This is a genomic window from Streptomyces sp. NPDC012510 (assembly GCF_042955065.1).
GTDB lineage: Bacteria > Actinomycetota > Actinomycetes > Streptomycetales > Streptomycetaceae > Streptomyces.
Genome location: NZ_JBIBEN010000014.1, coordinates 23,372 through 37,629, shown reverse-complemented (window position 1 = coordinate 37,629; position 14,258 = coordinate 23,372). Strand labels below are relative to the sequence as shown.

Genomic DNA, 14,258 nt, shown 5'->3' with positions numbered 1-14,258 from the left:
GTCAGTCCCACACCGCACCGCGGGCACCTCGCGGAGCCCGGCCCGTCGCGCGCCGCGCCGGCCGCGGCCGACACGGGCACGCGCCGACACGGGCACGCGCCGACACGGGCACACGCCGACACGGGCACACGCCGACACGGGCACGCGCCGACACGGGCACGCGCCGACCGGACGCCGGGTTCGTCACGGATCTCCGTGGCGAACCCGGCGTCGAGGAGGACGACGATGAAGCGCGTGGGACTACTTCTTGACGGCCTTCAGGGCGTTGACGATGCCGAACCCGTAGAAACCGTTCACGTGCGGGCCGCCCTCGCACACCGCGTCCTGGGTGCCGTCGCCGTTCTGGTCGTACGACGTCGGGCAGGCCTGCTTGTCCGCCTCGGCCTTCAGCAGCCACTGCAGCTGCTTCGGGGACGCCCACGGGTGCGTGGACTTCAGGAGCGCGGCGACGGCGGAGGCGTGCGGCGCGGCCATCGACGTGCCCTGCAGGAAGCCGTACTCGCCGTTCGGCATGGTGGACAGGATCCGGCCGTTCTTCGACGGTGTGTCCGGGATCTGGTAGCGGCCGTCGCCACCCGGGGCCGCGATGTCGACGACACCGTTGCCGTACGTGGAGTAGTACGACTTCTCGTTCTTCACGCCCGTCGCGCTCACCGTGACGATGCCCGGCAGCTGGGTCGGCACGTCGAAGCACTCGCTCGGGTCGATGGTGCGCTCGACCGGAGTGGTGTCGTTGGGGCTGGAGGCGTCCAGGATCGCGTCCGAGGCGAGGTCGTGGTTGGAGTTGCCCGCCGAGGCCAGGTGCAGGGTGCCCTTCTTGGTGGCGTACTTCTGGGCGCGGTTGACGGAGTCGACGATGGCCTTCTGGTCCGGGTCGTCCACGCAGTTGTACAGCCACGGGTCCACGTAGTAGCTGTTGTTCGTGATCTCCACGCCCTTGTCGGCGGCGAACACGAACGCGCAGACGACGCTCTCGGCGTAGAACAGGCCGCTCGTCCGGTCGGTCACGTTGATGCTGGAGACCTTCACCCCGGGCGCGACACCGGCGACGCCGACGCCGTTGCGGGCCGCGGCTATCTCACCGGCGACATGCGTGCCGTGGTAGTCCTGTGGGGTGTACGGCCGCCAGGCGCCCTCGCTGGTGTCCGCGACACCGCCGTTGCAGTTGGCCGACTGCGCCTTGGAGAAGTTCGGCGCGAGGTCCGGGTGGGTGTCGTCGACGCCGGTGTCGATCACGGCGACGGTGACCTTCTTGCTGCCCGGGTTGATCTTCGCGGCCTTGTCGGCGCCGATCGACCGCAGGTCCCACTGGTCGGCCTCGAGGGGCTCGGCGTCGGGGAGGTCGGCCGACGCGGCCTTCACCTTCGCGGCCTCCGCGTCCGTCAGGTAGTCGACGGCACCCAGGTCCGTCGTACCGGCGGGCGTCAGCGGCGAGGTCCGGGTGGCACCGGCGGACTGCACCCCGCGCACGGCGCGGATCGTCGCACCGAACTCCGGGTTGGTCGAGTGCACCACGATCACGCCGATCTTGGCGTACGTGACGACGACCTTGCCGCCGGCCTTGGCTATCGCCTTCCGCACGGAGGCGAGCGTGCGCTTGTCGGTCTTGGTGTTCACGACGTACGAGAGGTTCGGGCCCTCCGCGGTCGCGGCGGTGGACTCCGCGAGCGGGGCCGCCGTGGCGACACCCGGCAGGAAACCGAGCGAGGCGGTCAGCGACAGAACGACCGGCACCGCGAGTGCGAGCCGTCGCCTGGAGCGCAGATGAGCCATGGGATCTCCACATCATTTTCAAAGAAACCGGCCCGAGGCACACGGGTGCCTGGGCAGGTACATGACGTTGGTGGTGCAGCTCGAAGCTATCCCTCGTCCTCGCTGGCCAGCAATGACTTCACGGGCGCGAGGCCGAAGTAGAGGGGTAACCCTCGAAGTCGAGGCTGTTCCGGACCGCTTCCGAATCGGTTTTCGAAAGAAACACACACGGTTGAACCGGTCCCCATGCGCCGCCGTGACGTTGAGCAGGGAGCCCGAGCACGATCGTGCGCCCGCTCACCGAAAGAACAGAGCCGACCCCATGTCCGTACGCAACCCGTCCCCCGATCCGACGGCGAAAAAGACACCGTCCACCGTCGTGACCGCGGCCGAGACGCCAGGAGACTCCGTGGCAACCGACGCACCGCCCCCCTCGAAGGCAGAACATCGTCTCCCCTCCACCGAGGAGTTCGCCGCGGTCCAGGAGAGTGCTGAGTTCGGTGAACTGCGCCGCTCCTACCGCTCGTTCGCCTTTCCGCTGACCGTGGGCTTCATCGCCTGGTACCTGCTGTACGTCCTGCTCTCCAACTACGCGGGCGACTTCATGGGCACCAAGCTCTTCGGCAACATCAACGTCGCCTTCGTCCTGGGCGTCGCACAGTTCGTCACCACGTTCCTCATCGCCTGGTGGTACTCGAAGCACGCCGCCGTGAAGCTCGACCCCAAGGCCGAGGCGATCAAGTCCCGGATGGAGGGCGGCGCATGAGCCCCGTACAGCAGACATTCATCGCGGCGAACGAGGCCAGCCAGCACCGGCCGCTGATCATCACCCTGTTCGCGCTGTTCGTCCTGGCGACCCTCGCCATCACCGTCTGGGCAGGCCGCCAGACCAAGGACGCCGCCGACTTCTACGCGGGCGGACGCCAGTTCAGCGCCTTCCAGAACGGCCTCGCGGTCTCCGGCGACTACATGTCCGCCGCCTCGTTCCTCGGCATCGCCGGCGCGATCGCCCTCTTCGGCTACGACGGCTTCCTCTACTCCATCGGCTTCCTGGTCGCCTGGCTGGTCGCCCTGCTCCTGGTCGCCGAGCCGCTGCGGAACTCCGGCCGCTACACCATGGGTGACGTTCTCGCGTACCGCATGCGCCAGCGCCCGGTCCGCACGGCCGCCGGTACGTCCACGATCGTCGTCTCGATCTTCTACCTGCTGGCCCAGATGGCGGGCGCGGGTGTCCTGGTCTCCCTGCTCCTCGGCATCACCTCCGACGCCGGCAAGATCCTCATCGTCGCCCTCGTCGGTCTCCTGATGATCGTCTACGTCTCCATCGGCGGAATGAAGGGCACCACCTGGGTCCAGATGGTGAAGGCCGTGCTGCTGATCGGCGGCACGATCCTCATTACGTTCCTGGTGCTGCTGAAGTTCAACTTCAACATCTCCGATCTGCTCGGCACCGCCGCCGAGAACAGCGGCAAGGGCGCCGCCTTCCTGGAGCCCGGCCTGCAGTACGGCGCCACCGGCACCTCCAAGCTGGACTTCATCTCCCTCGGCATCGCCCTGGTGCTCGGCACCGCCGGTCTGCCGCACATCCTGATCCGCTTCTACACGGTGCCCAACGCCAAGGCCGCCCGTAAGTCCGTGAACTGGGCCATCGGCATCATCGGCGGCTTCTACCTGATGACCATCGCCCTCGGCTTCGGCGCCGCCGCGCTGATCTCCCAGGACGAGATCATCGCCTCCAACCCGTCCGGCAACACCGCGGCCCCGCTGCTCGCCCTGCACCTGGGCGGCGTCGACTCGGCCTGGGGCGCGATCCTGCTGGCCACGATCTCGGCGGTGGCCTTCGCGACCATCCTCGCCGTGGTCGCCGGCCTCACCCTCGCCTCGTCGTCCTCCTTCGCGCACGACATCTACGCCAACGTCATCCGCAAGGGACAGGCCTCCGGCGCCGAGGAGGTCCGCGCGGCCCGCTGGGCGACCGTCTTCATCGGCATCGTCTCCATCGGCCTCGGCGCCCTCGCCCGCGACCTGAACGTGGCCGGCCTGGTCGCCCTCGCCTTCGCGGTCGCGGCCTCCGCCAACCTGCCGACGATCCTCTACAGCCTCTTCTGGAAGAAGTTCACCACCCAGGGCGCGCTGTGGTCGATCTACGGCGGACTGATCGTCGCCGTCGGCCTGGTGCTGTTCTCGCCCGTCGTCTCCGGCGACCCGAAGGCGATGTTCCCGGACGTCGACTTCGCCTGGTTCCCGCTGAAGAACCCGGGCATCATCTCCATCCCGTTCGGCTTCCTCATGGGCTTCCTCGGCACGGTCCTGTCCAAGGAGAAGGCCGACGAGGGCAAGTACGCCGAACTGGAGGTCCGCTCCCTCACGGGCACCGGCGCGCACTAGCCCCGCCGGGAGACGCCGTCACGAGGCTGCGGGCCGTCGTGGCCGGCCGCGCGGTTCCCCGCGCCCTGCAGGGCTCGTCCCGCGCCCGCGTCGCCGGGGGCCGTCGTAGATCTCTACGGCGGCCCCCGGCGCGTCTCGTGCGTTCGGGCCGGTGATGTTGTCGGCGCGGTCACGTAGGCTCGCAGATGTCGAACGATTGTGATCCGCCGCGAGGGAGGGGGCCCACGTGCTCATCGACACCTACGGCCGAGTGGCCACCGACCTGAGAGTCTCGCTGACCGACCGGTGCAATCTGCGCTGCACCTACTGCATGCCCGAGGAAGGCCTGCAGTGGCTCGCCAAGCCCGACCTGCTCACGGACGACGAGATCGTCCGCCTCATCGACATAGCCGTCCGCACCCTCGGCATCACCGAGGTCCGCTTCACCGGCGGCGAGCCCCTGCTCCGCCCCGGCCTGGTCGGCATAGTGGAGCGTGTGGCGGCTCTCGCCCCCCGCCCCCAGATGTCCCTCACCACCAACGGCATCGGCCTCAAGCGCACGGCGACGGCCCTGAAGGCGGCCGGTCTGGACCGGGTGAACGTCTCCCTGGACACCCTCCGCCCGGACGTCTTCAAGACCCTGACCCGCCGCGACCGCCACAAGGACGTCCTCGAAGGCCTGACGGCCGCCCGCGACGCGGGACTGACCCCCGTCAAGGTCAACTCCGTCCTGATGCCGGGCCTGAACGACAACGAGGCCCCGGAGCTCCTCGCCTGGGCCGTGGAGCACGACTACGAGCTGCGCTTCATCGAGCAGATGCCCCTCGACGCCCAGCACGGCTGGAAGCGCGACGGCATGGTGACGGCGGGCGACATCCTGACCTCGCTCCGCACCCGTTTCGACCTGACCCCCGAGGGCCAGGACGAACGAGGCTCGGCTCCGGCGGAGCGCTGGCTGGTCGACGGCGGCCCGCACCGCGTCGGTGTCATCGCCTCGGTCACCCGCCCCTTCTGCTCCGCCTGCGACCGCACCCGCCTCACCGCGGACGGCCAGGTCCGCACCTGCCTCTTCGCCCGCGAGGAGACGGACCTCCGCGCCGCGCTCCGCTCGGGCGCCCCCGACGAGGAGATCGCCCGCATCTGGCGCCTGGCGATGTGGGGCAAGAAGGCGGGAGCGGGCCTGGACGACCCGTCGTTCGTCCAGCCGGACCGCCCGATGTCCGCGATCGGGGGCTGAGCGGTCCGCGATCGCGAGGGCTGAGCGCTCTACGGAGCGCGTCTACGGAGCGCGCTCCTCCCACTCGTCCAGCTTCACGACGTCCTTCAGGAACCCCCGCACGCCGAGGAACCGCGACAGATGCTCCCGGTGCTCCTCGCAGGCGAGCCACGTCTTCCGCCGCTCCGGCGTGTGCAGCTTCGGGTTGTTCCAGGCGAGCACCCAGACCGCGTCCACGGAGCAGCCCTTGGCCGAGCAGACGGGGGAGGAGGGATCGGAGCCGGGGACGTTGAGGATGTTCACACGTCGACCCTAGCCGGAGAAAAGGCGACGCCGAGCAGCCACGGGGGGAGCTGCCCGGCGTCGGTCTGTCGCTCCGACGGGGGATGCGGAGCGCGTACGAAGTATGTCACGGGTGACCCTCTGCCCGGCACAGGAACTACATGATTGATCTGAGCTTTTCTTGAGCTTGATGGGTGCCGGGATTCCGCTTCGTCCGCATTCCCGACTCTCAGGCCCGCTCGCGGGGCTCACTGCGCCGGTCGTCCGCCGGATCGGGCGCGGCGTCTTCCGCCACGGATTCCGCGGGCGGAGTGATCATGGGGCGCATGGGGGCGCTGACGAACGTGGACGGCAGCGAGGGCGCGTTCTCCCGGCCCGCGTTGGCGATCACCACGGCGATGTACGGCAGGACCACTCCGAGTACCAGTGCGACGACCGCGACGTGCCGCTCGACGTTCCAGAGAACCGCGGCGGCGATCACGGAGAGGGTGCGGACGGACATCGAGATGACATAGCGCCGCTGCCGGCCCCGGACGTCGTCGGCGAGACCTTGCCGGGCGCCGGTGATCCGGAAGACCTCGACGTTGTGCTGCTTCCGCATCACGTTCCACCACCCGCCTGTATCGGACGCTCCCCGGCCCGTCCCCCGCCCGTACCCGCTCGGGGAACGAGGTCGGAACACGCTCCACGTTACGCCGCGTCTGCGTCGCCTACGAGACCGGGTCGTCTTCCACCCGCAGTGGGGGAAATGCGCCGTGGGGCGTACGGCCGTGCCCGACATGCGGCGTACCGCGGGCGGGCGGACACTGGCGCTAATGCTCACGTCGAGCCGTACGAGGAGGCAGCCATGGGCTGGTTGTGGGCGATCATTGTGGGATTCGTGCTGGGCCTGCTGGCCAAGGCGATCATTCCGGGCAAGCAACACAGCCCGCTCTGGCTGACGACGATCTTCGGCATCATCGGCGCCATCATCGGCAACGCCCTCGCCCGAAGCTTCGGCATCGAGGAGACCTCAGGCATCGACTGGGGCCGCCACGCCCTCCAGCTGGCCGCCGCGGTGGTGATCGTCTTCCTGGGAGACATGGCCTACACGGCGACCCTCGGCAAGAGAAAACACCGGACCTGAAAACGAGCCCCGAAAGGGGCGCGGTGAACGGCGCGACCTGCCGCAACACGACGGCACCGCCCGTTCACCCACGCCCCTGCCCCTGTCACCGGGCTACGAGGGGCTCCGGCGCTCAGGCCCCCGTCACCGGGCTACGGCGGGCTACGGCGCTCAGGCCCCCGTCACTTCGACCGCGGCCAGATTCTTCTTCCCGCGCCGCAGCACCAGCCACCGCCCGTGAATGAGGTCCTCCGACGCCGGAACGGCGTCCTCCGCGGTGACCTTCACGTTGTTCACGTAGGCCCCGCCCTCCTTCACGGTCCGCCGCCCCGCGGACTTGCTGGGCACCAGCCCGACCGCGGCGAAGAGGTCGACCACCGGGGCCAGCTCCGCCACCCTGGCGTGCGGCACCTCGGCGAGGGCGGCGGCCAGCGTCCGGTCGTCCAGCTCCGCCAGCTCACCCTGGCCGAAGAGCGCCCGGGACGCGGCGATCACGGCGGCGGTCTGGTCGGCCCCGTGCACCAGCGTCGTCAGCTCCTCCGCCAGCGCCCGCTGCGCGGCCCGCGCCTGCGGCCGTTCCTCCGTCTGCTTCTCCAACTCCTCAAGCTCCGTACGGGACTTGAAGGACAGGATCCGCATGTACCGGCTGATGTCCCGGTCGTCCACGTTCAGCCAGAACTGGTAGAACGCGTACGGCGTTGTCATCTCCGGGTCGAGCCAGACGGCGCCGCCCTCGGTCTTGCCGAACTTGGTGCCGTCCGCCTTGGTCATCAGCGGGGTGGCCAGCGCGTGCGCCTCGACCCCGGGCTCCAGCCGGTGGATCAGGTCCAGACCGGCCGTGAGGTTGCCCCACTGGTCGCTGCCGCCCTGCTGGAGCGTGCAGCCGTACCTCCGGTAGAGCTGGAGGAAGTCCATGCCCTGGAGGATCTGGTAGCTGAACTCGGTGTAGCTGATGCCCTGGTCGGACTCCAGACGACGGGCGACGGAGTCCTTGGTCAGCATCTTGTTGACGCGGAAGTGCTTGCCGATGTCGCGCAGGAACTCGATGGCGGACAGGCCCTCGGTCCAGTCGAGGTTGTTGACCATGACGGCCGCGTTCTCGCCCTCGAAGGACAGGAACGGCTCGATCTGACCACGCAGCTTCCCGACCCAGCCGGCGACGGTCTCCGGGTCGTTCAGCGTGCGCTCCGCCGTCGGGCGGGGGTCGCCGATCAGGCCCGTCGCACCCCCGACCAGCGCCAGCGGCCGGTGGCCGGCCTGCTGGAGCCGGCGCACGGTGAGCACCTGCACCAGATGTCCGACGTGCAGGGACGGCGCGGTCGGGTCGAAACCGCAATAGAACGTGACGGGACCGTCCGCGAGCGCCTTGCGCAAAGCGTCCTCGTCGGTGGACAGGGCGAACAGGCCCCGCCACTTCAGCTCGTCGACGATGTCCGTCACGGTTCTCGTGTCTCCTCGAGTGGGTCGCACCAGGTGAATCAGGTACGAGGTTATACGCCCTGGCTGACAGAACTCATATTGAAATCCGGCACCCGCAGCGCGGGCATCGCGGCCCTGGTGAACCAGTCGCTCCACTCGCGCGGCAGCGTCTTCTCCGTGCGCCCGGCCTCCGTGGCCCTGCCGAGCAGGTTGACCGGCGACTCGTTGAACCGGAAGTTGTTGACCTCTCCCGTGACCTCGCCGTTCTCCACGAGGTAGACGCCGTCCCGGGTCAGACCGGTCAGCAGCAGCGTCGCCGGATCGACCTCGCGGATGTACCAGAGGCAGGTCAGCAGCAGCCCGCGCTCGGTGTTCGCGACCATCTCCTCCAGGGAGCGGTCCTCGCCGCCGTCCAGGATCAGATTGCCGATCGTGGGCACCACCGGCAGCCCGGTCAGGTCCGCGCTGTGCCGGGTGGTCGGCAGATGAGCGATCTCACCCCCGCTGATCCACTCGGTCGCCTTCAGCGGCAGCCCGTTGTCGAACACCGAGCTGTCACCGCCGGAGGCGTGGGCCAGCACGAAGGGCGCGGACTCCAGGCCGGGCTCGTCGGGGTCGCTGCGCAGGGTCAGCGGCAGTTCGGTCAGCCGCTCGCCGATCCGGGTGCCGCCGCCGGGCTTGCTGAACACGGTCCGGCCCTCGGCCGCGTCCCGCGCCGACGCGGACCACATCTGGTAGATCAGCAGGTCGGCCACGGCCGTCGGCGGCAGCAGCGTCTCGTACCGTCCGGCGGGCAGCGCCACCCGGCGCTCGGCCCAGCCGAGCCGTACGGCCAGCTCCGCGTCCAGGGCGCCCGGGTCGACGTCCTTGAAGTCCCGCGTGGAGCGGCCCGCCCAGGCCGATCGCGTACGGTCCGGGGACTTGGCGTTCAGCTCCAGCGTCCCGTTCGGCTGATCATGGCGGAGCCGTAGCCCCGTGGACGTACCGAGATAGCTGGAGACCAGTTCGTGGTTGGCGAAGCCGTACAGCTCGCGACCGCCCGCACGCGCGCGTGCGAACGATTCGCCGAGGGCCGGCGCGAAGTCGGCGAACACGGCTGAGGAGGTCTCGGCGGGCGCGTCCGTGAACTCGGGGGAGTGCTCCACGCCCGTGACCAGCGGCTGGGCGTCCTCGGCCGGACCGGCGCCGCGCGCGGCGGCCTCGGCGGCCCGTACCAGCGGCTCCAGCTCCTCGGCGGTGACGGCGGCCCGCGACACGACCCCGGAGGCGGTGCCCTCCTTGCCGTCGACGGTGGCGACGACGGTCACCGACCGGCCACGGGTGACCCCGTTCGTCGTCAGGGCGTTACCCGCCCAGCGCAGGTTCGCCGTCGAGTACTCGTCCGCGATCACCACACAGCCGTCCGCCCGGGACAGTTCGAGGGCCCGCTCGACGATCTCGTGCGGCTTGTGCGCCTTGCCGTTCCGGCCGCTCATCGACCCGCCTCCTGCGTGGTGTTGAGGCTGTACTCGCCCGGGGGACGACCCCCGGACCCCCAGCAGATCCCGTGGTGCGCGCTCATCGACCGGCCTCCTGCGTGGTGTTCAGAATGTTGACGCCCTTGAAGAGGGCCGACGGGCAGCCGTGCGAAACGGAAGCGACCTGGCCGGGCTGGGCCTTGCCGCAGTTGAAGGCACCGCCCAGCACGTATGTCTGCGGCCCGCCCACGGCCGCCATGGACCCCCAGAAGTCGGTCGTCGTCGCCTGGTACGCGACGTCCCGCAGCTGCCCGGTGATCCGCCCGTTCTCGATCTTGAAGAACCGCTGCCCGGTGAACTGGAAGTTGTACCGCTGCATGTCGATGGACCAGGACCGGTCCCCGACGACGTAGATGCCCCGGTCGACCCCGCCGATCAGATCCTCCGTCGACATCCCGGCCGGATCCGGCTTCAGCGACACATTGGCCATGCGCTGCACCGGCACATGGCCGGGGGAGTCGGCGTACGCGCAGCCGTTCGACCGCCCGAGGCCGGTCAGCTTGGCGATACGGCGGTCGAGTTGATAGCCGACCAGCGTCCCGTCCCTGACGATGTCCCAGCTCTGGCCCACCACACCCTCGTCGTCGTACCCGATGGTCGCCAGGCCGTGCTCGGCGGTGCGGTCACCGGTGACGTTCATCAGCTCGGAGCCATAGCGCAGCTTGTGGAGCTTGTCGAAGGTGGCGAAGGACGTGCCGGCGTAGGCGGCCTCGTAGCCGAGCGCGCGGTCCAGCTCGGTGGCGTGGCCGATGGACTCGTGGATCGTCAGCCACAGGTTGGACGGGTCCACGACCAGGTCGTAGACGCCCGCCTCGACGCTCGGCGCCCGCATCTTCTCGGCGAGCAGCTCCGGCATCCGCGCCAGCTCGTCGTCCCAGTCCCAGCCGGTGCCCGTGACGTACTCCCAGCCACGCCCGACCGGCGGCGCCAGCGTCCGCATCGAGTCGAACTCCCCGCTGGACTCGTCGACCGACACGGCGGTCAGCGACGGGTGCAGCCGCACTCGCTGCTGCGTGGTGACGGTCCCCGCGGTGTCGGCGTAGAACTTGTTCTCGTGCACGGTGAGCAGCGAGGCGTCGACGTGGTTGACCCCGTCGGCCGCCAGCAGCCGTGTGCTCCAGTCGGCCAGCAGCGCCGACTTCTCCTCGTCGGGGACGCCGAACGGATCGATCTCGTACGAGGAGACCCAGGTCTTCTCCGCGTGCACCGGCTCGTCCGCCAGCTCCACGCGCTCGTCCGACCCGGCGGCCTTGATCACCTGCGCCGACAGCTTGGCCATCGCCACCGCCTGCGAGGCGACCTTCGCGGCGGCGTCCATCGTCAGATCCACCCCCGACGCGAACCCCCAGGTCCCGCCGTGCACCACCCGCACCGCGTAGCCGAGGTCGGTCGTGTCCGACGACCCGGCCGGCTTCGCGTCCCTGAGCCGCCAGGAGGCGCTGCGCACCCGCTCGAACCGAAAGTCGGCGTGATCGGCGCCGAGGGCACGGGCGCGGGCGAGCGCGGCGTCGGCCAATGCCCTCAGCGGTAGTGCCGTGAAGGCTTCGTCGATGGAATGAGGCACCGAGGTCTCCCTGTTGCCGAGCGGTTGTCGTGGCCTGTCGGGTCCGATCATGTCGCGCCGGAGCGCGGCCGGACCACATCTTTCCGGCTACGGTCGGTGAGGTTTCTGTAGGGACCCCACAGTGAGTCCCGCAAGCCACTGTCGCTGCCCGAATGCCCGGACGACGGACCGGACCGATAGGTTTTCGAGGAAGGCGCCCGCCGTCCAGGCATTCCGGCAGGTGTTCAGACCGCTAAGGAAAGGGTGATCCGTTGAGCCGCTCGGTTCTCGTCACCGGAGGCAACCGGGGCATCGGCCTCGCCATCGCCCGCGCGTTCGCCGACGCCGGCGACAAGGTCGCCATCACATACCGCTCGGGGGAGCCGCCGGCCGCCCTCACGGAGTTGGGCTGCCTCGCCGTCAAGTGCGACATCACCGACCCCGAGCAGGTGGAGCAGGCCTACAAGGAGATCGAGGCGGAGCACGGCCCGGTCGAGGTTCTGATCGCCAACGCCGGCGTCACCAAGGACCAGCTCCTCATGCGCATGTCCGAGGAGGACTTCACCTCGGTCATCGACACCAACCTCACCGGCACCTTCCGGGTCGTCAAGCGGGCCAACCGCGGCATGCTGCGCGCCAAGAAGGGCCGTGTCGTCCTGATCTCCTCGGTCGTGGGCCTCTACGGCTCCCCGGGGCAGGCCAACTACGCCGCGTCCAAGGCCGCACTGGTCGGCTTCGCGCGCTCCCTCGCCCGTGAGCTGGGCTCGCGCAACATCACCTTCAACGTCGTCGCCCCCGGTTTCGTCGACACCGACATGACCAAGGTGCTCACCGACGAGCAGCGTGCGGGCATCGTGAAGCAGGTGCCGCTCGGCCGGTACGCGCAGCCCGAGGAGATCGCCGCGACGGTGCGGTTCCTCACCTCGGACGACGCCTCGTACATCACTGGAGCCGTCATCCCCGTAGACGGCGGACTGGGAATGGGTCACTGATCACATGAGCGGAATCCTCGAGGGCAAGCGCGTCCTGATCACCGGTGTGCTGATGGAGTCCTCCATCGCCTTCCACACCGCCAAGCTGGCCCAGGAGCAGGGCGCCGAGATCATCCTCACGGCCTTCCCCCGGCCCACGCTGACCGAGCGCATCGCCAAGAAGCTGCCCAAGCCCACCAAGGTCATCGAGCTCGACGTCACCAACGACGAGCACCTCGGACGCCTGGCCGACATCGTCGGCGAGGAGCTCGGCGGTCTCGACGGCGTCGTCCACTCCATCGGCTTCGCCCCGCAGGACGCCCTCGGCGGCAACTTCCTGAACACGCCGTTCGAGTCCGTCGCCACCGCGATGCACGTCTCGGCGTACTCCCTGAAGTCGCTGACCATGGCCTGCCTGCCGCTGATGCAGAACGGCGGCTCGGTCGTCGGCCTCACCTTCGACGCGAAGTTCGCCTGGCCGCAGTACGACTGGATGGGCCCGGCCAAGGCCGCCCTGGAGGCCACCAGCCGCTACGTCGCCCGCGACCTGGGCAAGCAGAACATCCGCTGCAACCTCGTCTCCGCCGGCCCCCTCGCGTCCATGGCCGCCAAGTCCATCCCGGGCTTCGGCGAGCTGGCCGCCGTGTGGGACGACCGTTCGCCGCTGGAGTGGGACCTCAAGGACCCCGAGCCGGCCGGCCGCGGTGTCGTCGCGCTGCTCAGCGACTGGTTCCCCAAGACCACCGGCGAGATCATCCACGTCGACGGCGGGCTGCACGCGATCGGCGCGTGAGCACCGCCGCCAGGGTCCGACTCGACGGCCGGGGCCCGCGTCCTTCTCGGACGCGGGCCCCGGCCGTTCGCCGTCGTCACTCGTTCGGCTCATCCGGCGGGCCACCGGGGCCGGGTGCCGCGCAGGCTGGACGTACACCGCCCAGCCACTCGGCCGAGGAGGTCTCCCTTGTGCGCCCGTCCCGCAGCTTCGCCCCAGCGGTCGTCGCCCTGGCACTCGTACTCCTCCTCCCGTCCGAAGGAACACCGCACGCGCGTGGGGAGAGCGGAGAACGCCTCGCGCACGAGGGGACCGCGGAACACCACGCGCGCGTGGCAGCCGGAAAGCCCGAGCCCTTCGGAGCGGCCTGCCACAGCACCGTCACCGCTTCCCAGGTGATCGCGCACTGTTTCAACCCCTACCCGGCCGTCGACCGCGTCCGGCTGCACATCGAGTGCGAGCGCTGGTGGGACATCGACAGTGACGGCGCCCCGGTCGAGGCGGGGCCCGCGCAGACCGTACGGCTCACCGGGCGCTGCTGGAAGGAAGTGCTCTCGGTGTGGTTCAGCCACCAGCGGGCGGAGGACTGAGCCGCCCGGGACGGCAGTGGAACGGATAGCCGGCCGCCTCCGCCGCGGCGGTCTCCGCGTCGCCCGCGCGGATCGCGTCCACGAGCCGGGCGTGGTCCAGGTACGTCTCCGGGGTCAGCTCGTCGCCCACGTCACCGCGCAGCCAGTCCCGCAGTACCTCGCCCAGGTCCGCGTAGAGCGTCGTCACCACGTCGTTGTGGGACGCGGCCACGACCGCCATGTGGAAGGTCGCGTCGGCGGACACGAACGCCTCCTTGTCACCGGACGCCCACGCCTTCTCGCGCCGCGACAGCAGCGCGTCGAGCTGTTTGAGGTCCTTCTCGGTGCGCCGCTCGGCAGCGAGCGTCGCGGCACTCGACTCCAGGGCTGAGCGCAGCTCGGCGATGTGGGTCGGGTCGGCGTCGGCGAAGCGGCGGTGCATCACGCCGGCGAGCTCGCTGGTCGCGACGACGTAGGTGCCGGAGCCCTGACGGATGTCCAGCAGACCGTTGTGCGCGAGCGCGCGGACGGCCTCGCGGACCGTGTTCCGGGCGACCCCCAACTGCTCGACCAGCTCGGGCTCGGTGGGGATGCGGGAGCCCACCGGCCACTCGCCCGAGGTGATCTGGTTCCGCAGTGCGGCGATGACCTGCTCGGACAGTGCCGATCGGCGGGGATGGCTCAGCGGCATGGCACACCTTCGCACGGACGGGCCGACCGACAGCGGTCGGGCCATGGACACCCA

Annotated in this window: 14 protein-coding genes; 7 read left to right on the top strand and 7 right to left on the bottom strand. The window is 69.8% G+C overall.

All coding sequences use genetic code 11. The features are described from left to right. Positions 1–240: 240 nt before the first annotated feature. Positions 241–1,773, bottom strand: coding sequence for a S8 family serine peptidase (locus tag ACFY9I_RS25215; protein WP_391005270.1), 1,533 nt, complete (start codon positions 1,771–1,773; stop codon positions 241–243). A 388-nt stretch (positions 1,774–2,161) separates the two neighbouring features. Between ACFY9I_RS25215 and ACFY9I_RS25210 the strand changes: the two genes are divergently transcribed. The 3 genes from ACFY9I_RS25210 (at position 2,162) to moaA (ending at position 5,356) form a co-directional block, all read left to right on the top strand. Continuing rightward, the gene (locus ACFY9I_RS25210; protein ID WP_391005268.1) at positions 2,162–2,518 is read left to right on the top strand and encodes a DUF485 domain-containing protein; all 357 of its coding nucleotides are present in this window, start codon (positions 2,162–2,164) and stop codon (positions 2,516–2,518) included. After that, a complete protein-coding gene (locus ACFY9I_RS25205) occupies positions 2,515–4,140 on the top strand; it encodes a cation acetate symporter (protein ID WP_391005266.1) in 1,626 nt (541 codons plus the stop codon). The genes ACFY9I_RS25210 and ACFY9I_RS25205 overlap by 4 nt, the downstream gene beginning before the upstream one ends. Positions 4,141–4,366: 226 nt before the next feature. Continuing rightward, positions 4,367–5,356, top strand: coding sequence for a GTP 3',8-cyclase MoaA (moaA, locus tag ACFY9I_RS25200; RefSeq protein WP_391005264.1), 990 nt, complete (start codon positions 4,367–4,369; stop codon positions 5,354–5,356). 42 nt (positions 5,357–5,398) lie between these two features. Here the strand turns inward: moaA and ACFY9I_RS25195 are convergent, their stop codons facing one another. Beyond that, a complete protein-coding gene (locus tag ACFY9I_RS25195; protein ID WP_391005262.1) occupies positions 5,399–5,638 on the bottom strand; it encodes a hypothetical protein in 240 nt (79 codons plus the stop codon). Between the two features lie 208 nt (positions 5,639–5,846). Beyond that, positions 5,847–6,218 carry a DUF3099 domain-containing protein gene (locus tag ACFY9I_RS25190; protein ID WP_391005260.1) on the bottom strand — a complete coding sequence of 124 codons (372 nt, stop codon included), beginning with the start codon at positions 6,216–6,218 and terminating at the stop codon, positions 5,847–5,849. Positions 6,219–6,464: 246 nt separating this feature from the next. Here ACFY9I_RS25190 and ACFY9I_RS25185 point away from each other — a divergent pair, with 246 nt between their 5' ends. Beyond that, entirely contained in the window at positions 6,465–6,743 is a 279-nt protein-coding gene (locus tag ACFY9I_RS25185; protein ID WP_391005258.1) for a GlsB/YeaQ/YmgE family stress response membrane protein, read from the top strand. Between the two features lie 150 nt (positions 6,744–6,893). On the opposite strand, the gene tyrS is transcribed toward ACFY9I_RS25185, so the two are convergent. From tyrS to ACFY9I_RS25170, 3 genes are all read right to left on the bottom strand, one after another. After that, the gene (gene tyrS, locus ACFY9I_RS25180; protein WP_391005256.1) at positions 6,894–8,162 is read right to left on the bottom strand and encodes a tyrosine--tRNA ligase; all 1,269 of its coding nucleotides are present in this window, start codon (positions 8,160–8,162) and stop codon (positions 6,894–6,896) included. A gap of 50 nt (positions 8,163–8,212) precedes the next feature. Further along, a complete protein-coding gene (locus tag ACFY9I_RS25175) occupies positions 8,213–9,616 on the bottom strand; it encodes a metallopeptidase TldD-related protein (protein WP_391005254.1) in 1,404 nt (467 codons plus the stop codon). 82 nt (positions 9,617–9,698) lie between these two features. Next, the gene (locus ACFY9I_RS25170; protein WP_391005252.1) at positions 9,699–11,222 is read right to left on the bottom strand and encodes a metallopeptidase TldD-related protein; all 1,524 of its coding nucleotides are present in this window, start codon (positions 11,220–11,222) and stop codon (positions 9,699–9,701) included. Positions 11,223–11,473: 251 nt separating this feature from the next. Here ACFY9I_RS25170 and fabG point away from each other — a divergent pair, with 251 nt between their 5' ends. The 3 genes from fabG to ACFY9I_RS25155 all read left to right on the top strand — a co-directional run bounded on the left by fabG (position 11,474) and on the right by ACFY9I_RS25155 (position 13,534). Next, positions 11,474–12,193, top strand: coding sequence for a 3-oxoacyl-[acyl-carrier-protein] reductase (gene fabG, locus ACFY9I_RS25165; RefSeq protein ID WP_045560797.1), 720 nt, complete (start codon positions 11,474–11,476; stop codon positions 12,191–12,193). 4 nt (positions 12,194–12,197) lie between these two features. Next, positions 12,198–12,965: an enoyl-ACP reductase FabI gene (fabI, locus tag ACFY9I_RS25160; RefSeq protein WP_045560796.1), complete on the top strand. Its 768-nt coding sequence runs from the start codon at positions 12,198–12,200 to the stop codon at positions 12,963–12,965. Between the two features lie 170 nt (positions 12,966–13,135). Next, a complete protein-coding gene (locus ACFY9I_RS25155; protein WP_391005250.1) occupies positions 13,136–13,534 on the top strand; it encodes a hypothetical protein in 399 nt (132 codons plus the stop codon). On the opposite strand, the gene ACFY9I_RS25150 is transcribed toward ACFY9I_RS25155, so the two are convergent. Continuing rightward, positions 13,509–14,204: an FCD domain-containing protein gene (locus ACFY9I_RS25150; RefSeq protein WP_391005248.1), complete on the bottom strand. Its 696-nt coding sequence runs from the start codon at positions 14,202–14,204 to the stop codon at positions 13,509–13,511. The genes ACFY9I_RS25155 and ACFY9I_RS25150 overlap by 26 nt on opposite strands. Positions 14,205–14,258 lie beyond the last annotated feature (54 nt).